Genomic DNA, 23522 nt, shown 5'->3' on the forward strand with positions numbered 1-23522 from the left:
CCCTCCCGGCCGGGGCCGCCCGGCTCACCGGACGCCGGCCAGGGTCGCCTCGACGCCGTGTCGTCCGAGCGCGGTGAGCCAGGCGGTCACCTGGGCGCGTACCTCGTCGTCCTCGGCGACCTCGGCCGGGATCACCTCGCGGAGCGCGAAGACGGCGTCGACCGCGCCGGCCGGGCTCTGCGCGCCGGCGTCCAGGGCGGCCCGGATCGGCCCCGCGAGCGGGTCCTGCAACGGCAGCGGGCGGCCGTCGTCGGCGTACCCCAGCGCGAAGCGCAACCAGGACGCCACGACCAGCGCGCCCCAGCGCGCGGACCGTCCGGACGCGCGCAGGTCGGCGATGGTCTGCAGGATGCGTTGCGGCAGCTTCTGCGACCCGTCGGTGGCGACCTGGAGGGTGCGGTGCCGGATCGCCGGGTTGCCGAACCGGGCCAGGACCTGTTCGCCGTAGTCGACGACCCGCACCCCGTCCGGCGGTGTGAAGCTGGCCGCGACGTCCTCGGCGATCAGCCGGCGCAGCACGTCGGCCAGGTGCGGGATCTCCAGGGCGTCCGCGATGGTCTCCCGCCCGGCCAGTGCGCCGAGGTACGCCACGGCCGAGTGCACACCGTTGAGGGCGCGCAGCTTCAACCGCTCCCACGGCCCGGCGTCGTCGGTCAGCACCGCCCCGGCGTGTTCCCAGCCCGGCCGTCCGCCGGGGAAGTCGTCCTCGATGACCCACTGCGCGTACGGCTCGGCGGCCACCGCGGCCAGGTCGGTGACGCCGAGCGCCCGACGGGCCGTGTCGATGGTCTCCGGGGTGCTGGCCGGCACGATGCGGTCCACCATGGTCCCCGGGCACGTCACGTTGGCGGCCACCCAGTCGACGAACCCGGCCGGCGTCCCGGCGGCCCGCGCGATCGCCTGGTCGACCAGGCCGCGCAGCCGTCGGCCGTTGGCCGGCAGGTTGTCGCAGCTCACCAGGGCGACCGGTCCGGCGTCCGCGGCGGCGCGGGCCGCCAGCCCGCGCAGCAGCAGACCCGGCACGGTGGCCGGGGGCCGATGACCGGCGAGGTCCGCGGCGAGCGCGGAGTCCGGCGACAACCGGCCGGTCACCGGGTCGAGCTGGTACGCCTTCTCGGTGACGGTGAGCGTCACGACGCGGACCGCCGGGTCGGCGAGCAACGCCACCACGGCGTCCGGATCGCTCGGCGCGTGCCGTACGCCGCTCAGCGCGCCCACCACCCGGGTGGTGGCGTCGGCGGCGGACAGGGCGCTCACGCTGAACAGGTTGTCCTGGGCGGCGAGCGCGTCGACCACGGCGGCGCTGCGCGGGGCGACGGCCACGATGCCCCAGTCGCCGCCGGCCGCGCCGACCGCCGCCTCGGTGTAGACCGCCTGGTGCGCGCGGTGAAAGGCCCCCAACCCCAGGTGTACGACGCCCGTCGGCACGGTGCCCGGCCGCACCAGGGGGCGGGAGTCGACGGGCAGGTGGCGCAGCACACCCAGGCCGAGGCGGGACGCGCCGACGGTCACCGCCATGCCGGACCGTCCGGGAACCGGTACTCCGCGATCGACGACTGTTTCATGGTGGCGCTGTAACCGGGGCGCTCCGGGAGCAGGTACCGGCCGCCGCGGGTGCGTACCGGGTCGACGAAGTGTTCGTGCAGGTGGTCGACGTACTCGATCATCCGACCGTCGAGGCTCGTGCCTACCCGCAGGTAGTCGAAGATCGCCAGGTGCTGGACGTACTCGCAGAGGCCGACGCCGCCCGCGTGCGGGCAGACCGGCACCCCGAACTTGGCCGCCAACAGCAGCTCGGCCAGCACCTCGTCGACGCCGCCGACCCGGCACGCGTCGACCTGCATCACGCCGATCGCGTCGGCCTGGAGCAACTGCTTGAAGATGACGCGGTTGGCGGCGACCTCACCCGTGGCCACCCGGCACCGGCCGTCGGTCAGCTCGGCGACGGCGCGGTTGATCCGGGCGTGCCCGAGGATGTCGTCGGCGTGCGTCGGCTCCTCGATCCAGTACGGGTCCACCTCCGCGAGGGCGGTCATCGCGGTGATCGCCTCGTCGACGTCCCAGACCTGGTTGGCGTCCATCATCAACAGCGCGTCCGGGCCGATCTCGGCGCGGATGATCCGGGCCCGGCGCAGGTCGTCGGCGAGCGGGCCGCCAACCTTCATCTTCATGGCCCGCCAGCCGTCGTCGTACGCCTGCCGGGTCAGCGCCCGCACCTTGTCGTCGGGGTAGCCGAGCCAGCCGACCGAGGTGGTGTACGAAGAAAAACCGTCCCGTTCCAGCGTCGCCAACCGGTCGGCCAGGCCGTCGCGTCCCTTGTCGAGGATGGCCGCCGCCTCGTCGGGCGTCAGCGCGTCGCTGATGTGGTGGAAGTCGAGGCTGGCGACGAGGTCGTCGGTGGGCAGCTCGGCCAGGAACCGCCACATCGGCTTGCCGGCGATCCTGGCCCGCAGGTCCCACACGGCGTTGACGAGCGCCCCGGTCGCCATGTGGATGACGCCCTTCTCGGGGCCCAGCCAGCGCAACTGCACGTCCGCGCTGAGCGAGCGCCAGAACGCCACCGGCTCGGCGGCGATCTCTTCGACCGTACGACCCTCGACGTGGTGGGCCAGCGCCCGCACCGCCGCGCAGGTGATCTCGTTGCCCCGGCCGTTGGTGAAGGTGAACCCCGCGCCCACCGGCCCGGAGTCGGTGCCCAGCTCGACGTACGTCGCCGAGTAGTCGCCCCGGTTGATGGCGTCGGACCCGTCGCCCCGGGCGGCGGTGGGGAAGCGGACGTCGTGCACCTCGACGGAGGTGATGGTGGTGGTCACTGGCTCGACCCTTCGAAGTGGAAGACCCGTTTGGGTAGCCGGTACGCCAGGTCGACGATCGTCTCGGCGGCCTCGTCCATCGCGAGCCGGTGCTCGGCGACCAGCCGGGCCAGGAAGCCGGCGTCGACCCGGCGGGCCACGTCGTGGCGTACCGGAATGGAGCAGAACGCCCGGGTGTCGTCGACGAACCCGGTCGTGTTGTAGAAGCCGGCGCTCTCGGTGACCGTCTCCCGGAACCGCCGCAGCGCCTCGGGGGAGTCCAGGAACCACCAGGGCGCTCCGAGCAGCAGCGCGGCGTACCCGCCGGCCAGGGGCGCCAGCTCGCGGGTGAAGGTGTCCTCGTCGAGGGTGTAGAGCACCACCGTCAGCCGGGGGTCGTTGCCGTAGCGGGACAGCAGCGGGGCGAGCGCGTGCACGTACTCGGTGGCCTGCGGCACGTCGCCGCCGACGTCCCGGCCGTGCCGCTCGTACAGCCAGCGGTTGTGGTTGCGCACCGCGCCGGGGTGCAGCTGCATCACCAGTCCGTCGTCGAGGGACATCCGGGCGAACTCCATCAGCATGTGCGCCCGGAACGCCTCCGCGTCGGCGGCGTCCGCCGCGCCGCGCAGCCCACGGTCGTAGAGGCGGGCGGCCTGCGCCGGGCTCAGGTCCAGGGTGCGCGCGGTGGGGTGCCCGTGGTCCGACGAGGTCGCCCCGGCCGCGACGAACGCGGCCCGGCGGGCCCGCAGCGCGGCCAGATAGCCGGGGTACGTGCCGGTGTCCTCGCCGGCCAGCGCGCCGAGCCGCGCCACGTTGGCCGACCAGCCGTCGAACTCCATGTCCACCACGTCGTCCGGGCGGAAGGTGGTGACCACCCGACCGCCCGGCCCACCCCAGCCGTCGGCGGCGAGCTTGGCGTGCGCCGCGAGGTCGTCCAGCGGTGACTCGGTGGTGGCGAGGACCTCGATCCCGAAGCGCTCGAACAGCGCCCGGGGCCGGAACTCCGGCTCGGCGAGCCGCGCGGCGATCTCGTCGTAGAGGGCGTCGGCGGTGTCGGGACGCAGCGGGGTGTGCGCCCCGAAGACGGTACGGAGGGTCTGTTCCAGCCAGAGCCGCGACGGGGTGCCCCGGAACAGGTGCCAGTGTGCGGCGAAGCGCCGCCAGATCACCCGCCCGTCGGCCTCGACCGGGCTGCCGTCGCGGGTGGGGACCCCCAGGTCGCCCGGGGGTACGCCCTGACTGAGCAGCATCCTCGTCAGGTAGTGGTCGGGCACGATGAGCAGCCGCGCCGGGTCGGGGAAGGGCTGGTCCTCGGCGAGCAGGGCCGGGTCGACGTGCCCGTGCGGCGAGATGATCGGTTGCCGCGCCGCGAGGGCGTACAGCTCCCGGGCCAGCGCGCGCTGGCCCGGCTCGGCCGGCAGGAGCAGGTCGGTGTGGTCGGACGTCGGCACGGGGCTCCTCGTTCTGCTTCTCAGCGGGTGGTGAGCAGGTCAGCGACGCGCACGGCTCGCCCGGTCTCCAGGGACCGGTTGGCGGCCAGGCCGGTGAGCAGGGCCAGCGCGCCGTCCTCGGCCGTCGCGGCGCGGCCCAACGGATCAGGCTGACCGCCCAGGAGCACCGCCGTCATCCGGGCGTCCGCGCCGCCGTGCCCCTGGCGGGTACGACCCTCGATGAGGATCCGTCGGGGCGGTTCCCAGAACGGGCGCACCGTGAGCGTCGCGTCGCCCCCCTCGGTCGGCGCCTCGACGCCGTGCAGGGCCGCGCCCTTGACGGCGCCGGCGGTGCCCCGGTCGACGTAGTCGTTCTCGGTCACCTCCAGTTCGAGGCGTCCCCGGCTGCCGTTCACCATCACCCGGTAGCCCTCCCAGGGGGCGTACGCGGTGAGGTGGTAGGTCATTGTCGCGCCGGTGGAGTAGCGGGCCAGCACCGCCATGTCGTCCTCAATGCTCACTCCGGGGGCGAAGACGTTGCGGTCGCGCTGGTAGCCGTCCTCGGCCTCGGCGTCGAGGTACAGCTCGCGCAGTCGGGGGTGCGCGTCGAGCCGCAGCGCGAACGGGTCGTCAACCGCGGCGGGGGAGCGGTACGCCCGGTCGTAGTCGCGGGCGTAGCCGTGCCGGCGGCCGCTCTCGCCGTAGAAGAAGAGTCGACCGGCCGCGTACACCTCGACCGGGGTGGCGGCCAGCCACCAGTTGACCAGGTCGAAGTGGTGGCTGGCCTTGTGCACCAGCAGGCCGCCGGAGGTGGCCTTGTCGCGGTGCCAGCGGCGGAAGTAGTCGGCCCCGTGGCGCACGTCGAGCAGCCACTCGAAGTGCACCGAGCCGATCTCGCCGACCGCGCCCTCGGCGAGCAGCCGGCGGACCTGCTCGTGCAGCGGGTTGTAGCGGTAGTTGAAGGCGACCGCAACGCTGCCGCCGGTCTCGGCCACGGCCTCCAGGATGCGCCGGCAGCGGGCGGCGTCCACGGTCATCGGCTTCTCGGTGACGACGTCCCGGCCGGCGCGCAGCGCGGCCACCACGTACTCGTCGTGGGTGACGTCCACGCTGGTCACCAGGACGACGTCGACGCGTTCGGCGTCCAGCATGGAGGCGAATCCGCCGGCGGGGTACGTGGGCACCGGCCGGTGTCCCAGCTCGCCCAGCCAGCGGTTGTGCGCGTCCATCCGGGTCTGGTTGACGTCGGCGAAGGCGACCAGCTCGGCGGAGTCCGGGTGGTCGAGCACCAGGGCCCGGACGAACATCTCCGCTCGCGCGCCGGTGCCCACGATGGCGTAGCGGACCCGCCCGCCGGATCTCGGTGACATGCGATCGCCCTCCGGATGACCCCTGCAAAGGTTTGCAGTGAAGTAACCACGATCAATGTGATGGCGTCAACGACAGCGGCACAACCGGCGGCAATTGTGGGTTTTTGCGGGGTTGAAGGCCACCACTGGGCGTCTCGATGCAACAAAGCTGCAAACATTGACCGTTGACAGTGGAGCAACCGTTTGCATTAATTGGCGGCACCCGCGTGACCACCGCCGCACTCGGACGAAGGGGCCGCCGTGCCAGTCACCATCCGGGACGTCGCCCGCGCCTCCGGGGTGCACATCTCCACCGTGTCCCGCACCTTCTCCGCCCCGCACCTCGTCAACCCCGAGACCCGGGTCCGGGTGCTGGCCTGCGCGGAGGACCTGGGCTACCGGCCGAACCGGGCCGCCCGCGCCCTCATCACCGGGCGTACGCACAACATCGGGCTGATCATCGCCGACATCGCGAACCCGTTCTTCCCACCGCTGATCAAGGCGGCGGAGAGCCAGGCACGCCACCGCGACTACCACGTCTTCGTGGCCGACACCAACGAGGACCCGACCGCCGAGGAGGAGTTGGTCCACGCCCTCGCCAAGCAGGTCGACGGGGTGCTGCTGTGCAGCCCCCGGATGAGCAACAGCCTGATCGAACAGCTCAGCCGCGAGGTGCCGCTGGTCGTGGTGAACCGTCAGGTGACCGGCCTGGCCTGCGTGCTGATGGACGTCGGGCAGGGCGCCCGGGCAGCCGTCGAGCACCTGATCGGTCTCGGTCACCGCGACATCGCCCTGCTCGGCGGGCCGCGCAGCTCGTGGACCAACCGGGAGATGCGGCGTGCCGCCACCACGGCCGTCCGGGCCGGTGGCGGGGAACTGACCGTGCTCGGCCCCAACGCTCCCACCGAGACCGGCGGCTCCGCCGTGGCCGAGCAGGTGCGGCACAGCGGCGTCACCGCCGTGCTCGCCTACAACGACCTGATGGCGATCGGCCTCATCGAAGGGCTGGACGCGCTCGGGGTCCGGGTGCCGCAGCAGGTGAGCGTCGTCGGGGTCGACGACATCGCCCTGAGCCGGCTCACCCGACCCAAACTGACGACGGTGGCCACACCCACCGGGGCCGCCGGCCGGACGGCCGTCGACATGCTGCTGCAACAGGACATCGAGTCACCGCGCGGCGCGCGGGGGCCCGGTACCGGCACGGCGGTCGGCGTCCGGCGTACCACCGCACAGGTAATGCTCCAGACCGACCTGGTCATCCGCGACTCGACCGGGCCGGGTCCGCATGCCCGGCCGGCACGTCCCCTGGCCGCGCCCTAAGGCCCGGACCCGCACTGCCCTGCGGGTCCGGGCATCCCGACCGCGGCCTCGGGTGATGCCGTCGCCTCCTAAAGCCGAGGAGTGAGCGCACATGCACCCCGCAACGTCCCCCACCACCGGCACGCCCGTCGGGCGTCCGCCCGCCACCCCGCTGCCCCGGCGGCGGCTGCTGCGCGGCCTGCTCGCCGCGACGGTCGCCGCGCCGCTGCTGTTCGGCGCCGCCGCGTGCGGCGACGACGACGCCGCCGACCCCAACGCCCCCGTCAAGCTCTCGATCTTCTGGTGGGGCGGTGACGCCCGGGCCAAGCTGACCGAGGACGCCCTCGCCCTCTACACAAAGAAGCATCCCAACGTGACCTTCGAGAAGACCTGGCAGGCCAACCAGGGCTACTTCGACAAGCTCGCCACGCTCACCGCCGGTGGCAACCCGCCCGACCTGTTCCAGATCGACGACAACTACCTCGCCGAGTACGCGGCTCGCAACACCACGCTCGACCTCACCTCGTACCAGAAGTCCGGCAAGCTGGACACCGCCACGTTCCCCAAGAGCCTGTGGCAGTACGGCGTCGTCGACGGCAAGCTCGCCGGCCTGGCCGCCGGGGAGAACACGCAGGGTCTGGTCTACAACAAGACGCTGCTGGCGAAGCACAACCTGCCCGAACCGACCACCGGGATGAGCTGGGAGCAGCACATCGCCTGGGCCGAGGGAGTGTCCGCCAGGACGGGGGTTCCCGGCACCCAGGATCCGAGCGCCGACTACAAGGCGTTCTGGGTCTGGCTGCGCCAGCAGGGCAAGGACCTCTACCAGGGCAAGGATCTGGGCTTCACCGCCGAGGACGTGACCGCCTGGTTCGACCTCTGGAAGGGCGCGCGGGACCGTAAGGCCACCCCGACCGCCGACGTCATCCACGAGGGCAACTCCAGCGACGTCACCAAGCAGTTGGTGGTCACCGGCAAGTCCGCGACGTCCTGGGTCTGGGCCAACCAGATGCCGGACCTGAAGAAGAACACCAAGGACGAGCTGGGAGTGATCGCCTACCCCGGCGATCCGAGCGCGCAGTGGGCCCGGGCCTCGATGTACTGGTCGGTGTTCAAGGGCAGCAAGAACAGGGACGTCGCGGTCGATGTGATCAACTTCCTGGTCAACGACCGGGAGGCCGTCACCCTGCTCGGCACCGACCGGGGCCTGCCGTCCAACCTGGACCTGCGTCAGGTCGTCAGCGACGGCACCACCGACCCCGCGATGAAGCAGTCGATCGCCGTCGAGGCGGAGCTGACCCAGAAGTTCGGCGAGTCGCCACAGGTGCCGATCAAGGGACACAGCACGGTCAAGTCCGAGCTGGTCAAGGCCGCCGAGAGCGCCCAGTACGGCCGGGCCACCCCCGCGCAGGCCGCCGCCCAGTTCATCGAGGCGTGCAAGGGCGCCATCGCCTGACCCGCCCCACGAGGCGAGGAGAGGAGCCGATCGTGGCGTTGACCACGGCGCCCGACCCGACCCGACCCGGCCCCGGATCCGTCCGGACCCACCCCACCCGGCGTGGGTCCGGCGGCATCCGGCACCGCGAGGGTCTGGCGGGGTACGTCTTCCTGTCGCCGTGGCTCATCGGCCTGATGGGTGTCACGGCGGTCCCCATGCTGCTGTCGCTCTACCTGAGCTTCACCAACTACGACATCCTCACCCCGTTCTCCGAGGCCCGGTGGGTGGGGCTGGCCAACTACGAGCGGATGTTCACCGCCGACCCGTCGTACTGGCACGCCGTGCGGGTCACCCTGACCTTCGCGCTGGTCGCCGTACCCCTGAAACTGGCCGCGGCCCTCGGCGTGGCGCTGCTGCTCAACCGCGCGTGGCGCGGCGTCGGCCTGTTCCGCGGCCTGTTCTACCTGCCGTCGCTGCTCGGCGGCAGCGTGGCGCTGGCCATCGTCTGGGTCAACATGTTCAACCGCGATGGTGCGTTCAACTCGCTGCTGAGCCTCTTCGGCATCGAGGGCAGGCCCTGGGTCAACGACCCGGACTGGGCCCTGCAGACGCTCATGGTGCTGGCCATCTGGCAGTTCGGCGCCCCGATGGTGATCTTCCTGGCCGGGCTGAAACAGGTGCCCACCGAGCTGTACGAGGCCGCGTCCGTCGACGGCGCCGGTCGGTTCCGGCAGTTCCGCGCCGTCACCCTGCCGATGCTCTCCCCGGTCATCTTCTTCAACCTGGTGCTGGAGACGATCAACGGCTTCCAGGGCTTCACCGCCGCGTTCGTGCTCAGCAACGGCACCGGCGGCCCGGTCGACTCGACCCTCATGTACACGCTGAACCTCTACATCACCGGCTTCACCGACCTGGAGATGGGCTACGCCTCGGCGATGGCCTGGGTGTTCCTGCTCGCCATCGCGGTGCTCACCGCGATCTTCTTCAGCACCGGGCGGTTCTGGGTGCACTACTCCGACGGGGAGGACCGGTGATGGCGACTCCGACGGCGGCGGCGCTGCCCGGAGCGGGACGACGCCCCGGCGGCCGGCCCGTGCTGCGGCTGCTGATCCTGGTGGTGATCGTGGCCGTGGTGCTCTACCCGCTGATCTGGATGGTCGGCACCTCCGTGAAGTCCCAGGAGGAGATCGTCAACAACGTCGGGCTGCTGCCGGAGCGGTTCACCCCGGGCAACTACACCGCCGGCTGGTCCAACTTCGACGTCGGATTCGGCCGGTTCTTCCTCAACAGCGCGCTGGTCAGCCTGCTCACCGTCATCGGCAACGGGCTCTCCTGCCTGCTGGCTGCGTACGCCTTCGCCCGCCTGAGGTTCCGGCTGCGTGGCCTCTGGTTCGCCGTCATGATCGGTACGCTGCTGCTGCCCCAGCACGTGCTGATCGTGCCGCAGTACATCCTGTTCCGCACCCTCGGTCTGGTGGGTGGCGAGTGGCCCTACCTGCCGCTGCTCATCCCGCAGTTCCTGGCCACCGAGGCGTTCTTCGTCTTCCTCATGGTGCAGTTCATGCGCGGCGTCCCGCGCGAGCTGGACGAGGCGGCGCGGATCGACGGCGCCGGCCCGTACGGGATCTTCCGGCACATCATCCTGCCGCTGAGCCGACCCGCGCTGGTCACCACCGCGATCTTCTCGTTCATCTGGACCTGGAACGACTTCTTCCGCCAACTGGTCTTCCTGTCCCAACTGAAGGACTACACCGTGCCGGTGGCGCTGACCCTCTTCATCGACTCGACGAGTCAGAGCGCGGTCGGGCCGATGTTCGCCATGTCGGTGCTGTCGCTGCTGCCGGTCTTCCTGTTCTTCGTCGCGTTCCAACGGATGCTCGTCGAGGGGATCAACACCAGTGGCATCAAGGGCTGAACCCGTCGACGACGCCGAGCGGCGGGACTGGCGGGACGTCGCCCGCGACGCCGCGGACCTGGCGCTGCTCGGCATCCTGTTGACCCTCGCGGCGGCGCCGCTGCTCACCGCCGCCGGGGCGGCCGGTACGGCCAGCGCGGCAGTGCGCGACTGGACGCGTACCGGCGGTTGGCCGTCGGCGCGTACGAGCCTGCGCCGGTTCGGCCGCTCGGTGCTGCCCGGCGTGCCGGTCAGCCTGCTCGCGCTCTGCGTGCTCGGGCTGCTCGCCGCCGACCTGGCGGCGCTGACCGCCGGGCGGGTGCCCGGTGGCCCACCGGCGCTGGCGGTGACCGCTCTGGTCGCGGCCGCTCTGGCCGGGTACGCCGGCCTGGTCGTCGTCGAGGCGGGCCGGAACGGGGGCGGGCGGTGGCGGGTCGCGGCCCGGTCCAGCGCCCGCGCCTGCCTCGACGCGCCCACCCGGTGGGCCGCCCTCACGGGCGTGACGGCGTTGGCGGGGCTGCTCGCCGTCCTGGTCACACCGGTGGCCGTGCCCATCCTCGCCGGCTACACCCTGGCGGCCCTGCACGCCGTCGCCAACCGGATGCCGGTCCCCACGGACGTCGGCCGCGCCTTCGCCGCCGAGGTCGGCAGCCGCGAGCCGGCCGCCGTCCGGCCGGAGCTGCCGTGACCACCGATCCCGCCACCGACCCCGCTCCGGTCGCCGAGGAACCGGCTCGGCTGCTGGTCGGCGGGACCGAGGTGGCCCGGTACGTCGTCGACCCCGCGTTGGACGCGCGGCACGGCCCCCGGCCGTACCTGCACCCCGTGCGCACCCTCGGCGGCACGGTGGTCACCGACGCGCTCCCCGCCGACCATGTGTGGCACCTGGGAGCCTCCCTCGCGGTGCAGGACGTCGACGGCGTCAACCTGTGGGGCGGGCGCACCTACGTGCGCGACGTCGGCTACACGTGGCGCGAGGACCACGGGCGGATCGTCCACACCGGCTGGACGCGGCGCTCGGCGGACCGGCTGGCCCATCAGCTCCAGTGGCGCGACCCGCGCGGACGGGTGCTGCTCGCCGAGCGGCGTCAGCTGGCCGCGTCGGCGGTGACGCCGGACGTCTGGCGGCTCGACCTGGACTCCGCGCTCACCGCGCCGGCCGACAGGTCCGTGCGCCTGGGCAGTCCGGCCACCAACGGTCGTCCCGGCGGGGCCGGCTACGGCGGCTTCTTCTGGCGGGCGGTCGCCGCCGGGGGCGAGGCGACGGTGTTCACCGCCGAGGCGACGGGGGAGGAGGCGATCAACGGCAGCGCCACCCCGTGGCTGGCGCTGGCCGGCACCGGGCCGGGCGGTGGCGCGTACACCCTGGTCTTCGCGGGCCTCGGCCTCGGTGACCGGTGGTTCGCGCGGACCGCGATGTATCCCGGCGTCTGCGTGGCCTTCGCCTTCGACCAACCGGCGGAGGTCCCCGCCGCCACCACCCGCCAAGGCAGCTACCAGGTGTGGATCGCCGACGGCACCCTGTCTCCAGCCCAATGCGCCACCCTCGCCAGCGCGCGTCGATCATGAAGTTGTTGTCCCGACACGCCGGGCGCGGTGACAACAACTTCATGATCGACGGGGCAGGGCGGCGGGGACGGCGGCGGCGGTGACGCGGATGGCCTTGACTATCGCCGGGATCGAGCCGATCAGCAGCACCAGCCCCCAGATGATGGCGATGATGGCGAAGACGATCGCGCCGATGTCGTCGAGGATGCTCACCAGGATCACCGGCACCAGATTGTGCAGGAATTCCAGCACGACGGTGCACAGCAGGGTGGTGATGATTATCAGGACGAGGCCCTTGTTCTGCAGAAACCGGGGCTGGGCCAGCACCAACAGCCCCGCCCAGACCAGCTTGAGCAGCAGCGCCAGGCCGAGCAGCACCGCCGCGTCGCCGACCGGGAAGAAGCCCCACAGCGCCAGGTACGCCAGGGTGCCGAACGGCACGGCCAGGAACAGCGACACCATGATTATCAGCTCCACGAACGCGATGATCAGCAGGATCAGCGAGCCCAGGATGAGCAGGATCGAGAAGATCAGCGTCGCGACGCCCTGGATCCGGCCCTGCACCCGCTCCGGCACCACCAGGCTCAGGCAGAACAGGCCAGTGGTCCAGAGCGCCACCGCGTCGATCAGCGCCAGGTAGCTGGTGCCCCGTCCGGACGGTTCGCTGACCCCGGCCGCGTCCACCTCCACGCCGAGGTCCGCCGCGCCGACCAGCAGCGCGCCGGTGGCGTCGCCGCCACCGGTGAGCAGCGACGATCCCACCTCGACGAGGACCACCAGCGTGATCGCGACCAGCGCGAGCAGCAGGAACGGCTTACGCAGGTCACCCATGGCGGGCCTCCTTACGGTCGAGGAGCGCGCGGCTCGGGCCGGTGGGTGGACCTGTCACCCGGCGGCGACGGTGACCGTGCATCCCACACCTCCCGGGCAGCCCAGCAGCACCGTGGTCGCGCTGTCGACGGCGATCCGGGCGACCGCCTCGCCGCCGTCGTCCGGTTCGACCTCCGACCGCACGGTGAGGTCGGCGTCCCCGGGCGCCGGGGCGTTCACCACGAACGTGCGGCCACTGCGCAGCACCAACGTCCGCAACTCGCCCGGGTCGGCGACCCGCACCGCGCAGCCGCCGACGAAGGTGAGCACGTCGCCGGTACGGTCGCAGTCGGCCTGCACGGTCGTCGGGTCGATCGTGCTGCTCGCCCCGGCCAGCCGGCCCAGCCGCTGCACGATTCCCGGCCGATCGCTCGCGCGGCCCTGCTCGCCGCCGCCGACGCCGACGGCGAGCGCGAAGAACGCCACCAGCAGCACCGCCAGCGTCACCAGGACGACCTTCTGCCGACCGCTCATCGCCGCGCGACCGCCCCGGGCACCTCGGTGAAGCGGATCTGGTCCACGCCCGCGAAGTACCTGTCGAAGCCCTGCGTCTTGCCGACGGCGACCAGGGTGAGCGTGTGGCGGCCCGCCGCCAACCGGACGGTGCCCACGTCGGTGAAGTCCTGCCGGATCACCGTCGGGCTGAAGCCGAAGAAGGTGCTGCCGAGCTGCACGCCGTCGATCTGCCAGATGGTGTTGGCGTAGTCGAAGCTCGTGGTGCGCGTGGTGGAGAAACGCCAGAGGGCGTCGGCCGGCAGTTCGACGGTGACGTTCACCCGGTCACCGGGCGCCAGGCCCGTGAAGAACAGTTGCGCGTCGTCCGACCAGGTGATGTCGCAGCAGTTCGGCTGCGCGTCGATGCCCGCCGCGGTCTTCGCCGGGGACTCCACCTTTGCCCCGTCGACCAGGCTCTCCGCCTCCAGCGTCACGACCCGTGGCGTGCCCGGCGTCGGTGGGCCGTCGGAGCGGGTCAGCAGGTAGCCGACCACCCCGGCGACCACGAGCACCAGCGCCGCGGCGGCGGCGATCCACGGCCACGGCGTCCGCTTCGGCGCGGCGACCGCCCGGACCTCGTACGTCACCCGGCCGCTGGAGCGCGAACTCTCCTCCGGCGCGGTGTTCGCCGAGTACGCGAACCCGGTCATGTCGTAGCGGCGGGGCGCGGTGCCGGCCGGCACCGCGAGGCGGACCAGGAACGAGACCGAACCCTGACCGGGCACCACCCGCTGCGGCTCGGTGACGGTGAACCAGGCCCGCTGGCTGCCCTCGCCGGGCGCCACGTCGAAGACGACGGTGTCCGGCGCGAGGCCCGGGTTGGAGACGGTGAACGTCAGCTCGCCGTGGTTGGCGGCGTCCAGGGTGAACTGCGACGCGGCGCCGACGACGGCCCATTCGGTGGTCATGAAGGCTCCTTAAGCGGACGGTGCCGCGGTCGGCTGATCCGATGGTGGCGAGGCGGCGAGGACGACCTCGGCGGTGGTCGCCGCCGGCTTCTCCGCCTCGACGATGCGGGTGATCACGGCGAGGTGGTCGGCGGCGTCCGCCGGCACCCGCACCACGATGTGAAAGGGCCTCTCGTCGGGTTCGTCGATGGCGAAGCCGCTCACCCCGGTCGCCACCTCCAGGGCCCGTCGCATCCCGTACGGGGTGCCGCGCCACCGCGCCAGCAGCGCGCCGTGGGCCACCAGGTCCCGTAGCCGCCCGACCGGCAGGGGCAGCGGCGCGTCCGGTCGGTGCGACGCCACCACGTGGTCCATCGCCACCCAGCGGGTCAGGCGTACGACCATGTCCTCGGGGGCCCGGTACGGGTCGAACAGGGCGTCCACCTCGGCGAGGATCGCCTCGTCCGGGGCGTGCAGTCCCTCCATCACGTCCAGCAGCGCCCAGAGCACGCTGCCCGGCACGCATGCCCGCTGGTACGCGGCGGGCAGCAGCCGCTCAATCGCCGAGCGTCGCATCCTGGCGCACCACCTCGATGTCGTGCTCGCCGGAGCAGAGCAGCCACGTGTCCGGGACGGTCACCACGTCGGCGGTGGCCTGGTTGGCGCTGGCGGTCCAGGTGACCGTGTCGGCGCTGCGGTAGACGCCGCGCTCGCCGCAGGCCAGCACCAGCCGGTCCGCCGCCGGACCGCCCGCGCCGGAGGCCGCCGGACCGCCCGTGCCGACGGCCGCCGCGGCAGGGCCGCTCACGGCGACGGCGTCGACCGGCACGAACCGGGTCCGGTCGCGCAACGGCAGCCCGCAGTTGACCGAGACCGGTTGCCACTGCGGCTGGGCGGCCAGGGTGTCCAGCCGCAGCACCCCGCCGCTCTGCGTGGCGGCCACCGCCTGCTGGCCGGCGAACGCCAGATCCCGGCAGGTGCCGCCGATCCAGCCGGCCTGCACCGACTGCCATTTGACGTCGGACTCGAACAGCCGGGTGCGGTGACAGCCCTGACCGGGCTTCTTCGGGTCCGGCTCGCCCGCGCCGCTCCACAGCAGGGTGGCCGGGCCGTCGTACTGCACCGCGAGGACCCGGTTGTCCACGTTGGAGAGCCCGACGTGCGTGAAGCTGCCCGGCCGGCCGCCGGCCGTCGACAGGTACACCCCGAAGCTGGCCTGCGCCGCGACCGCCACGCCCGGCGCGCCGCGCTCGGAGACGAAGGCGCGGACCGCGTAGAAGCCCCGGTCGGCGTCGGAAGGGTCGACGAGGATCTGCAACGGCACCGCGCCGGGCAGCAGCGACACCTCGTACAGCCCGGTGTCGGTCGCGACCAGCAGCGCTCCCGCGCCGTCGCGGTCCAGCCACGCCACGTCGGAGATCCGCGAGTCCAGGTCGGTCAGCAGCGACCACGTCTCACCCAGGTCGGTGCTCAGTCGTACCCGGGAGCCGCCCGACTCGCGCACTGTCACCACGGCCACCGAGCCGGGACGCGCCACGATGCCGGGCCGCACCGGGGCGGGGGCGGGCGCGACCCGCAGCACCGTCTCGTCGTCGTCGAACCGGCCGGCCGGCTCCCAGCCCGAGCCCGCGTTGCTGGAGCGGAACAGCACCGGGCCACGCCCGGCGTACCAGGTGCGCGGCTGGTACGCGTCGACGGCGAGGGCGCGGACGTTGGCGTCGGGCGCCTCGTCGACCACGAACCGCACCGACTCGACGTACCGCACGCCCGGCTCGGCCTGCTCCAACAGCCGGTACACGTTGGACGCCCGCAGCGGCTCACCGAACGGCCACCCGCTCGGGTTGAGCGCGGTGGGCAGCGGGCTGAGCGTCTGGTGCAGCCGGTCGTGGATGCGCCGCCGGACCGCGTCCACGTCCTCCTCCCGCCGCACCACCACGCGGGCCCGCACCGACACCGCCTTGAACCGGGCCCAGCTCGCCCGCGAGCGGATACCGACCATCCGGCGCTGTTCCAGGTCCGCCTCGACGCGGTGGCGGGCCTCGGGCACCTCGTACTCGCGCAGCACCGCCACCGGCAGCCGGCCGCCCGGTCGGGCCGCCGGTGGCACGTACGGCACCAGCACCACCTCGACCTCACCCGGGCGGGCGAAGCTGTAGACGGCCGAGCGGGTGAAGGCGCGGGCCCGCGCCACCGCGCCCGAGCTGGTGGCCAGGACCTCGAAGTCGCGGGCGGTGACCGCGCGCTGCTGGGCGAAGAACTCGTACGGGCCGCGCAGCAGCACCGACTCCAACGCCTCCATCTCCCGGCCGCCGGCCGCCCGGGTGGGGTTGTCGACGCGTACCCCGGGCAGTGGATCGCGCAGGGTGGTCAGCGTGCCGGCGGCGACGTTGCCGGCCGGACCGCCGCCGGCCCGGTACCAGAGGCGGACCTGCCGCCCGGCCGGGGGCACGGCGGCCACCGGCGTCGGCCCGGCGGTGCCGTCGGCGGACGGCCGCAGGTCCAGGGCCGGGGCGAAGGTGACGGTGCCCGAGCAGCGGTCCACCAGGTACGCCTTGGCCTGCGGGCCGAGCCCGGCGAAGCTGTCCACCGGTTGCCAGATCTCGAACGTGTGGCCCTCGTGCTCGCGGGCCGCCGCTCCCAGCTCCACCGAGCCGGTCGGCACCTCCACGCCGAGCAGCAGGTCCAGCGGCTCGGCGGTGTGGGCCAGGGGAGCGCGGGCCGCGCGCAGCACCTGCCCCGGCTGGCCGGTGCCGAGACCCAGCAGCTCCGCGTCCACCGGCTCGCAGTGGTGCATCCGGACGGTCACCGAGGACTCGCCGGCCGGCAGCGTCGCCGGCTCGGTCGTGACGAACACGACGGGCCGGGGGTCGGCGCCACGCGCCGCCGCGACCCGCAGCCCGGCCGGGATCCGCACCGCCGAGGTGTCGACGCCGGCCCGGCTGAACACCACGTCCGCCCAGGCCGCGGTGGGCGCGTGCCGCGCCACCCCGAGCAGGTTCAGGAACTGCACGTACGCCTTCTCCGGCAACTGGTTCAGCCGGTAGATCATCACCTCGGTCAGGTGCGCGAACGCCTCCACCAGCGCCATGCCGGGGTCGTGCGCCGACAGGTCGGTCCAGCCGGGGCAGGACTGGCGGATCCGCTCGCGGGCCTCGGTGACGAGGTCGAGGAAACCTCGGTCGTCCAGGTGCGGCACGGGCAGCGTCATGACGATTCTCCCGGTTCGTCGTCGGCGGGGAGCAGATCCACGGAGAACACCAACTGACCGGGCGTCAGGCTGGCCCGCACCCGGTAGTCCAGCCGGATCACCAGCCGCCACGCGTCGTCCACGTCGGGCCCGGCGTCGACGTCGATGACCTCGACCCGGGGCTCCCAGCGGGCGATGGCCTGCCGCACGTAGTGGATCGCCAGCCCGGCCGTGGTGTCGTCGTTGGGCGCGAAGATCAGCCGGTGCAGCCGGGAGCCGTACCCGGGCCGCATCAGCCGCTCGCCGGGCGTCGTCGACAAGAGCAGGAACAGCGCCTGGCGTACGCTCTCGTCGCCCTCGGTCATGGCCAGCCCGCCGGCCGCGGTGAGGGCCAACCCGCCGCCCCGGCCGGCGTCGAAGCCGGCCCCGACGAAGCGGAACGCCCTCACCGGTCCGCCCCCAGGAAGCGCTGTCGGGGGTCGCGGACGGTGTGGTGGATCGCGTCCGGCGGTGTGCCGTCGGTGAACCCCTCCAGGTGCGAGAGCACCACCCGGCGTCCGTCGACGCGGAGCCAGTCGCTGTAGCCGACGCGGACGGTCAGCGTCTTCGCGCACGGTTTGATGGTCGGTCCGTAGTTCGGGCAGGCGACGATCTTCCGTCCCTCCGGGTCGTCGTCCACCAGCACCGGCACGGCGGTGACGGTCACCCACCGCTGCGACGGTTGGTTCTCGACCCGGCCGTCGTGGTCACAGGCGATCACCGAGTCGCGGTGGATCCAACGCATCAGCCGCCTCCTTCGTGGTGGGCGCGGGCGAGCGAACGGGCCTGCCGCGCCGCGGTGGTCGGGTCCTCGGTCGCCTCGGCGTGCAGGAAGTCCACGCTGCGGGCGCGGACCACCATGGCCCGGCCCGGTGCGGAGATCACCAGGTCGGTCGCCGCGTGCAGGGTGGCCAGCTCGGGGGTGAGCTCCAGCCAACTGCCGCCCTCGGTGCCGAGCCGCAGGCTGCGCTGGACGTCGTCCACGACGATCGACTGTCCGCCGGCTGTGCGCAGCGTCCAGCGCCGGGCCCGACCGTCGTCGATGCCCGCGTCGTACGGCTCGACGGCCCCGAACAGCGAACCCAGCACGATGCCCGAGGCCGGCTCGCCGCCGGGCAGCACCACCAGCACGGTGTCGTCCGGATCGGGGAGCGCCACCAGACCCTTGCCACGTCCCGCACCCGGGCAGAGCACGCCGAGCCAACCGGCGTCCAGATCCCCGTACGCGGGCAGGGTCAGCCGTACCCGGCCCAACCCGTCCGGGTCGGCCACGTCGGTCACGGTGCCGAGGGTGACGACCGCGCCGGCGACCGCCGTCGGCGGCACGACCGGCGGCACGGTCGAGAACCGGGTGAGGTACCCCTCGCCGTCCACGGTGTGCACCACCTCGGTCAGCACGTACGCCCCCGCGAGGGGGTCGGGAACCCCGGCCAGGTCGATCCGCCGGCCCGGCCGCAGCGCCGGGTCACCCTCGGCCACCCCCTCGGCGGTGGACAGGGCGGCGGCGCGCAGGTCCAGTCGCGCCTGGGCCAGCGCGGCCACCTCGTCGTCGCTGCGTCCCGGCTGGTCGACGCTGGTGCGGACGCCGTCGGCCCCCACGTCGGCCGGGTCCGGACGGTCACCGGACGGCCGACCGCAGCGCGCCTCGTCGGCCCGCTGGCTGATCGGCTCGGCCCGCTGCGGGTGCCACCCCAATGCGACGCTCGGGCCGCTGGCCTGGTCCGTGTTCGTGGACAACCGCAGGGTGTGCACGCCCGCGCCGAGGGTCAGCGGGACCGGCTCACCGTAGCCGGCGAGGGTCACCAGTCGTACGCCGTCGCCGTCGGCGGCCAGGTGCAGCCCGGCCCGCCCGGCGACCTCGCAGAGCAGCTCCAGGTCACTGTGCCGGTGCTGGACCAACCGTTCCAGCCGCGGGCCGTCGTCCTCGGCCGTCACGGTCAGCCCCACCCCGCCGCACAGGTCCCGGGCCAGCTCCGCCGCCGTCACCGAGGTGAAGACCCGCAGGTCCTGCCGCTTGCGTAGCCGGTGCAGCGCGTCGTACGCCCGCAGCCGCAGCACGACCGCGCCATCAGCGGCGTACTCGACCTCCACGCAGGTCACCTCCCCGACGAACAGCGCGTCGGTGTGGTCGGCGAGCCGTACGTCGAGGGTCGTTCCGGTGCGCACGGCCGGGTCGAGCGCCGCGGTGCCGGCCGCGGTCGCGAGCACCAGCTCGGCCTGGGTCGGCTGGTCGAGCCGGGCGGCCACCCGCAGCGAGCGGATCCGCTGGCGGGCCACGGCGTTCAGCTCGACGCCGTCGAGCAGAACGGTCAGCGCCCGGGGCGCGACGCTGGTCACGGCGTACCCCCCGCGACTGGTGCGCCGCCGGTCGACGCGGTCCCGCTCGCGGCGGCCGTTCCGGTCGGGCCGGCCCCGGTCGAGGCGGCCGTTGCGGTCGGGCCGGCCCCGGTCGAGGCGGCGATCGAGGCGGCCCAACTCGCGGCGGCGGCGATCGAGGCGTCCACGAACGACCCCCCGGCCCGTGCCATCGCGCCGAGCGTCGACTCCGGCGCGGAGCCGCCCGAGCCGACGGGGGGCACCGCCAGGGTCGTACCGGCCGGCACCGCGAGCGGGTCGGTGATCCGGTTGTGTTCGGCCAGCAGCCGCCACCGCAGCGGCGAGCCGAGCGCGTCGTTGGCCAGCAGGTCGAAACGGACCCCGGCGTGGCCCGGCTCGGTGGCCCCGTCGCCGGCCGCGACCACGGCGCTGCCCGGCGCGGCCACCGGCGTACTCGCCGCGGCGAGCTCCTCGGCGAACCCGGCCTGCGCCTGGTCGGCGCTCTCGGCGGTCCGGACCAGCTTCAGCCGCAGCCAGGAGCGCCGGGGCGAGCCGGTACCGGTGAACGCGTCGAACCGCTCGGCCACCGCCACGATCACGCCCGGCACGTTCCACGTCTTGCCCCAGACCACCCGGACCAGCGGCGGACGCAGCCAGCCGTGCTCGACGTCGGAGTTCTCCGCCAGCATCCACAACGGTCGGGTCAGCATCCGTACGTCGGTGGGGCGCGCCTGCGCCTGGACGAAGTCGACGTCGAAGAGCAGATCCAGCACCAACTCCGTACGGCCACCGCCGGTGAAGACCAGCGGGTCGTCGGCCAGACCGGAACCGGTGAGCTGCGCGCCGCCCGCACCCCGATGGCGTACGCCGGCGAGCCGGGTCACCTGCACGGTCTCCGGGTTGAGCAGGCAGTCCACCCGCTCCCCGGTGGAGTCGATGAGGAAGGCCACACGTTCCATCAGCCGCCCGCCTGCTCCCGGTCGAGCCGGCGCTCGTGGCCCGCGTCGAGCGTCGCGCCGGGCACCGTCCACAGCGGTCCGTCATCCGGTAGCGCCGGCCACGGGTCCACGCCGGGCGCGACGGCCGCCGACGGGAACGGCGCGCTGACCGGCCAGTGCCCGGCGCTGTCGACCTCGGCGGTGCCCGTCCGGTACCCCGGTTGAGCGTCCCACCGCCCGACCTCGCCGCCGCGCCGCCCATCGGCGTACGGGTTGTCGGCGCGCTGGTCGCGGTCCGGCCGGGTGTGCTGGCCGTGGTGCGGTGTGTCGTGCTGGTCGGGCCCCTCCGGCCCCCCGCGCCGGCCCGTTGGTTGCTGGTCAGGAAGCCGGTTCGCGTGCTGCTCGGGCAACGGCTTGGAGCGTCCCCGGCGGTGGTGCTCTCCGAGTCGCCCGGCCCGTTGGTCGGGGAGCCGGTCGCGGTGCTGTTCGAGATGGTGGCCGGCGTGGGGCCGGGCGTGCCGCTCGGTGGGGTGCTCTCCGAGCCGGGCCGGCCTGGCCGGCTCGCCCGGCAGAGCGGGCCAGGATGGTCCGTCCACCCTCCCGCCGCCGCGTCCGTGCCGCGCCGTCGTGGCGTCCAGAGTGGGTCGTCGAGAGGAAGCCCTTGCGGAGGTGTCGAAACCTTCGCCGGGTGGCACAGGTGTGGGGGGTAGCTGTGTCGCGGTGCCGGGGGTGGCGACCGTCTGCCCGGGGTGGGCGACACCGGGCGCTCGGAACGGCCTGCCGACGCTCGCCGCGCCGTCCCGCCCGTTCGCCGACGCTGCGCCGTCGGACCGGGCCGTCCCGCTCGACGATGTCGCGCCGTCCGGGGTCGCTGGTCGAATCTTCGGGAGCCGTCGTTCGGATTCGCCGTCCGGGTGTCCGGGACCGTCCGGCCCGGGGCCAGGGTAGGCGTGATCACCAGCGCCGCCCGGTCGGGCGCGCGGGTGCGGGTCGCCGGGTCGGCCGTGGGCGGCGGCGACCGGCCGGCCGGTCCGACCGGCGACCCGAGGGGAGGCCGAGTCGACCGGGTCGCCCGAGCGGTCCTGCCGCCGTGATGGCGGGGTCTCGTCCCGCGTCGGCGCGGCCTGGTCGACGTCGAGGTCCAGCTCACGGAGCAGGCCGGGGGCGTGCGCGGCGACCAGGTCCACCCAGTGCTGCGGCGGCTCGCCGAGACGACGCGGCGGGTCCGCCGGACGTTCCGGCTCGGCGGTCGGGGTGTCGACGCGTCCGGCGAGGCGCTGCACCGCGCCGGCCACCGAGCGGAGGCGACCGGCCAGCCAGCTACGCGGGCGTCGGCGCGGCGGCACCGCCGGCCTCCAGTTCGAGGCCCTCGTAGCGCAGCGTCAGCGACGCGATGGCGATCTCGTGGCTCACCGTGTTGAGGTGCGCTCCGCGCCACCGGGTGGGCCACGCGTCGATCAGGTTCCAGCGCAGCACCTCGGCGGTGCCCGCCGCGTCGAGCAGCACCACCGACACGTTGCGGCGGTTGAGGGTGCCCTTGGCGGTGGCGTTCACCCAGTCCCACAGCTCACGGGACGCGGTGAGGCCGAAGTGCAGTGTCACCGGCTCGTACTCGGCCTGGCCGGGGACCATCCGCGTCGGTCCGGGGCCGTGCTCCCGGTACGGCTGCCCGGGGATGTTCACCTCCAGTCCGCTCATCTCGGTGAAGTGGCCGTTGGTGACGCCGTTGATGAGCAGCCGGAAGTTGTAGGCCCGGTACGGGTCGACGGGCGCGCCGGGCTGTGGGGTGGCGGGGGTGGCCATGTCAGCCTCCGATCGTCTCGGTCTCGGTGCCGCCGGCCCACTGGCTGAGCTTGAACACCACGAATTCGGCGGGCTTGACGACGGCGATGCCGATGTGGGCGATCACCATGCCGGCGTCGCGGACGTCCGGCGGGTTGGTCTCCTCGTCGCACTTGACGAAGAACGCCTCCTCGGGGCTGCGCCCCAGCAGCGCGCCGTCGCGCCACACCCGGGTGAGGAACGCCCCGATGTCGCGCCGGATCGAGCGCCAGAGGGTGAAGTCGTTCGGTTCGAAGACCATCCACCGGGTGCCGTTGGCGATGGCCTGTTCGATGGCGATGCTGAGCCGCCGGACGTTGAGGTAGCGCCACTCGCTGGCCTCGGCGGCGAGCGTACGGGCGCCCCAGACGCGGATGCCCTCGCCGGCGAAGTAGCGGATCACGTTGACGCCCTTGGGGTTGAGCACGTCGTGCTCGGGGCGGGTGACCCGGTAGCCGAGGTCGACTGCGCCCCGGACCGGTTCGTTGGCCGGCGCCTTGTGCACGCCGCGCAGGGCGTCGGTGCGGGCCCAGATGCCGGCCAGGTGCCCGCTCGGCGGGGTCAGTTCCAGCTCGCCGGTGATCGGGTCACGGACCTGCAGGTACGGGTAGTAGAACGCGGCGAACTCGGACTGCCGGGGCCGGTACGCCGGCGGTCCCTCCCCGCCGCCCGGACCAGCGGCAGGGCCCGCACCCTCGGCGGGTTTCGGCGGCTTGCCGGAGGACGGGGTGGCGACCCGGGTCAGCGCGGAGATGTCGTCGATGTCCGGGGCCGGGTCGCAGATCGCCACCATGGTGCGGGTCCGCTCGGCCATGCTGATCAGCGCGTCGTGGGACACCGGGTCGGAGAAGCCCGGAGCGGCGATGATAGAGATCTCGTCGACGGCCTCCAGCAGTTGCAGGCCGCCGCGTTGCTTGCCGGCGCCGGTGATCGCGCCGCCGTCGCCGACGTTGACCACCCAGCAGCGCGCGCCCCCGTTGTCCAGGAAACCGAAGACGGCCCGCGCGAGGGGGGTGCTCTCGACCTGGTCGCCGTCGGCGAAGAGCCGTAGGAACTCGGTCCAGTTGTTGACCGGTACGGCCTTGCCCAGGTGGGCGTCGCGGTTCGGGGCGACGCCGACGAACGCGGCGATGCTGGTGCTCACCGGTCCGATCGGTCGGGCGCCGCTGGGGACCTCCTCGACGTAGATGCCGGGGGAGAAGTAGCTGGGCATCGGTCC

The 23522-nt window shown here is 73.3% G+C and carries 22 protein-coding genes; 6 read left to right on the top strand and 16 right to left on the bottom strand.

Annotated features, from left to right (window positions below; all coding sequences use genetic code 11):
• Positions 1-24: 24 nt before the first annotated feature.
• From AB0B55_RS02960 to AB0B55_RS02975, 4 genes are read right to left on the bottom strand one after another with little or no spacing between them, the layout of a single operon-like run.
• Positions 25-1518 (bottom strand): mannitol dehydrogenase family protein, encoded by a 1494-nt coding sequence (locus AB0B55_RS02960; RefSeq protein ID WP_357169840.1) that lies wholly within the window; start codon positions 1516-1518, stop codon positions 25-27.
• Positions 1509-2813 (bottom strand): enolase C-terminal domain-like protein, encoded by a 1305-nt coding sequence (locus tag AB0B55_RS02965; protein WP_357169843.1) that lies wholly within the window; start codon positions 2811-2813, stop codon positions 1509-1511. Before AB0B55_RS02965 ends, AB0B55_RS02960 begins: the two co-directional genes overlap by 10 nt.
• On the bottom strand, positions 2810-4243 hold the full coding sequence (gene uxaC / locus AB0B55_RS02970; protein WP_357169846.1) for a glucuronate isomerase: 1434 nt from the start codon (positions 4241-4243) through the stop codon (positions 2810-2812). The genes AB0B55_RS02965 and uxaC overlap by 4 nt, the downstream gene beginning before the upstream one ends.
• Positions 4244-4263: 20 nt before the next feature.
• Complete coding sequence (locus AB0B55_RS02975) at positions 4264-5592, bottom strand: Gfo/Idh/MocA family oxidoreductase (protein WP_357169849.1); 1329 nt, start codon at positions 5590-5592, stop codon at positions 4264-4266.
• A gap of 240 nt (positions 5593-5832) precedes the next feature.
• Between AB0B55_RS02975 and AB0B55_RS02980 the strand changes: the two genes are divergently transcribed.
• The 6 genes from AB0B55_RS02980 (at position 5833) to AB0B55_RS03005 (ending at position 11771) form a co-directional block, all read left to right on the top strand.
• On the top strand, positions 5833-6891 hold the full coding sequence (locus AB0B55_RS02980) for a LacI family DNA-binding transcriptional regulator (protein ID WP_357118223.1): 1059 nt from the start codon (positions 5833-5835) through the stop codon (positions 6889-6891).
• 91 nt (positions 6892-6982) lie between these two features.
• On the top strand, positions 6983-8326 hold the full coding sequence (locus tag AB0B55_RS02985) for an extracellular solute-binding protein (RefSeq protein ID WP_357169852.1): 1344 nt from the start codon (positions 6983-6985) through the stop codon (positions 8324-8326).
• 32 nt (positions 8327-8358) lie between these two features.
• Positions 8359-9342 (top strand): sugar ABC transporter permease, encoded by a 984-nt coding sequence (locus AB0B55_RS02990; RefSeq protein WP_357118229.1) that lies wholly within the window; start codon positions 8359-8361, stop codon positions 9340-9342.
• Positions 9342-10223 (top strand): carbohydrate ABC transporter permease, encoded by an 882-nt coding sequence (locus AB0B55_RS02995; RefSeq protein ID WP_357118232.1) that lies wholly within the window; start codon positions 9342-9344, stop codon positions 10221-10223. Before AB0B55_RS02990 ends, AB0B55_RS02995 begins: the two co-directional genes overlap by 1 nt.
• Entirely contained in the window at positions 10207-10890 is a 684-nt protein-coding gene (locus AB0B55_RS03000; RefSeq protein ID WP_357169855.1) for a hypothetical protein, read from the top strand. Before AB0B55_RS02995 ends, AB0B55_RS03000 begins: the two co-directional genes overlap by 17 nt.
• Positions 10887-11771, top strand: coding sequence for a PmoA family protein (locus AB0B55_RS03005; protein WP_357169858.1), 885 nt, complete (start codon positions 10887-10889; stop codon positions 11769-11771). Before AB0B55_RS03000 ends, AB0B55_RS03005 begins: the two co-directional genes overlap by 4 nt.
• A 39-nt stretch (positions 11772-11810) precedes the next feature.
• Here AB0B55_RS03005 and AB0B55_RS03010 read toward each other — a convergent pair whose 3' ends face one another.
• Genes AB0B55_RS03010 through AB0B55_RS03065 form a run of 12 tightly spaced genes read right to left on the bottom strand, consistent with a single transcriptional unit; the run spans position 11811 to position 23516 of the window.
• Positions 11811-12581: a hypothetical protein gene (locus AB0B55_RS03010; protein ID WP_357169860.1), complete on the bottom strand. Its 771-nt coding sequence runs from the start codon at positions 12579-12581 to the stop codon at positions 11811-11813.
• A 54-nt stretch (positions 12582-12635) separates the two neighbouring features.
• Complete coding sequence (locus AB0B55_RS03015; protein WP_357118244.1) at positions 12636-13094, bottom strand: hypothetical protein; 459 nt, start codon at positions 13092-13094, stop codon at positions 12636-12638.
• The gene (locus AB0B55_RS03020) at positions 13091-14023 is read right to left on the bottom strand and encodes a hypothetical protein (RefSeq protein WP_357118248.1); all 933 of its coding nucleotides are present in this window, start codon (positions 14021-14023) and stop codon (positions 13091-13093) included. Before AB0B55_RS03020 ends, AB0B55_RS03015 begins: the two co-directional genes overlap by 4 nt.
• Before the next feature lie 9 nt (positions 14024-14032).
• Positions 14033-14578: a phage tail protein gene (locus AB0B55_RS03025; protein WP_357118251.1), complete on the bottom strand. Its 546-nt coding sequence runs from the start codon at positions 14576-14578 to the stop codon at positions 14033-14035.
• Positions 14559-17210 (bottom strand): putative baseplate assembly protein, encoded by a 2652-nt coding sequence (locus tag AB0B55_RS03030; protein ID WP_357169863.1) that lies wholly within the window; start codon positions 17208-17210, stop codon positions 14559-14561. Before AB0B55_RS03030 ends, AB0B55_RS03025 begins: the two co-directional genes overlap by 20 nt.
• On the bottom strand, positions 17207-17638 hold the full coding sequence (locus AB0B55_RS03035; RefSeq protein WP_355051213.1) for a GPW/gp25 family protein: 432 nt from the start codon (positions 17636-17638) through the stop codon (positions 17207-17209). Before AB0B55_RS03035 ends, AB0B55_RS03030 begins: the two co-directional genes overlap by 4 nt.
• A complete protein-coding gene (locus AB0B55_RS03040; protein WP_357118257.1) occupies positions 17635-17973 on the bottom strand; it encodes a hypothetical protein in 339 nt (112 codons plus the stop codon). The genes AB0B55_RS03035 and AB0B55_RS03040 overlap by 4 nt, the downstream gene beginning before the upstream one ends.
• The gene (locus tag AB0B55_RS03045) at positions 17973-19565 is read right to left on the bottom strand and encodes a contractile injection system protein, VgrG/Pvc8 family (protein WP_357169866.1); all 1593 of its coding nucleotides are present in this window, start codon (positions 19563-19565) and stop codon (positions 17973-17975) included. The genes AB0B55_RS03040 and AB0B55_RS03045 overlap by 1 nt, the downstream gene beginning before the upstream one ends.
• A complete protein-coding gene (locus AB0B55_RS03050) occupies positions 19562-20503 on the bottom strand; it encodes a hypothetical protein (RefSeq protein WP_357169869.1) in 942 nt (313 codons plus the stop codon). Before AB0B55_RS03050 ends, AB0B55_RS03045 begins: the two co-directional genes overlap by 4 nt.
• Positions 20503-21828 carry a hypothetical protein gene (locus AB0B55_RS03055; RefSeq protein ID WP_357169872.1) on the bottom strand — a complete coding sequence of 442 codons (1326 nt, stop codon included), beginning with the start codon at positions 21826-21828 and terminating at the stop codon, positions 20503-20505. Before AB0B55_RS03055 ends, AB0B55_RS03050 begins: the two co-directional genes overlap by 1 nt.
• Positions 21803-22285 carry a phage tail protein gene (locus tag AB0B55_RS03060; protein WP_355051208.1) on the bottom strand — a complete coding sequence of 161 codons (483 nt, stop codon included), beginning with the start codon at positions 22283-22285 and terminating at the stop codon, positions 21803-21805. The genes AB0B55_RS03055 and AB0B55_RS03060 overlap by 26 nt, the downstream gene beginning before the upstream one ends.
• A gap of 1 nt (position 22286) precedes the next feature.
• Positions 22287-23516 carry a phage tail sheath subtilisin-like domain-containing protein gene (locus tag AB0B55_RS03065; RefSeq protein WP_357118271.1) on the bottom strand — a complete coding sequence of 410 codons (1230 nt, stop codon included), beginning with the start codon at positions 23514-23516 and terminating at the stop codon, positions 22287-22289.
• Between the last annotated feature and the right edge of the window lie 6 nt (positions 23517-23522).

Origin of the sequence: Micromonospora sp. NPDC049107, assembly GCF_040648595.1 — a bacterium.
Classification (GTDB): Bacteria; Actinomycetota; Actinomycetes; order Mycobacteriales; family Micromonosporaceae; genus Micromonospora.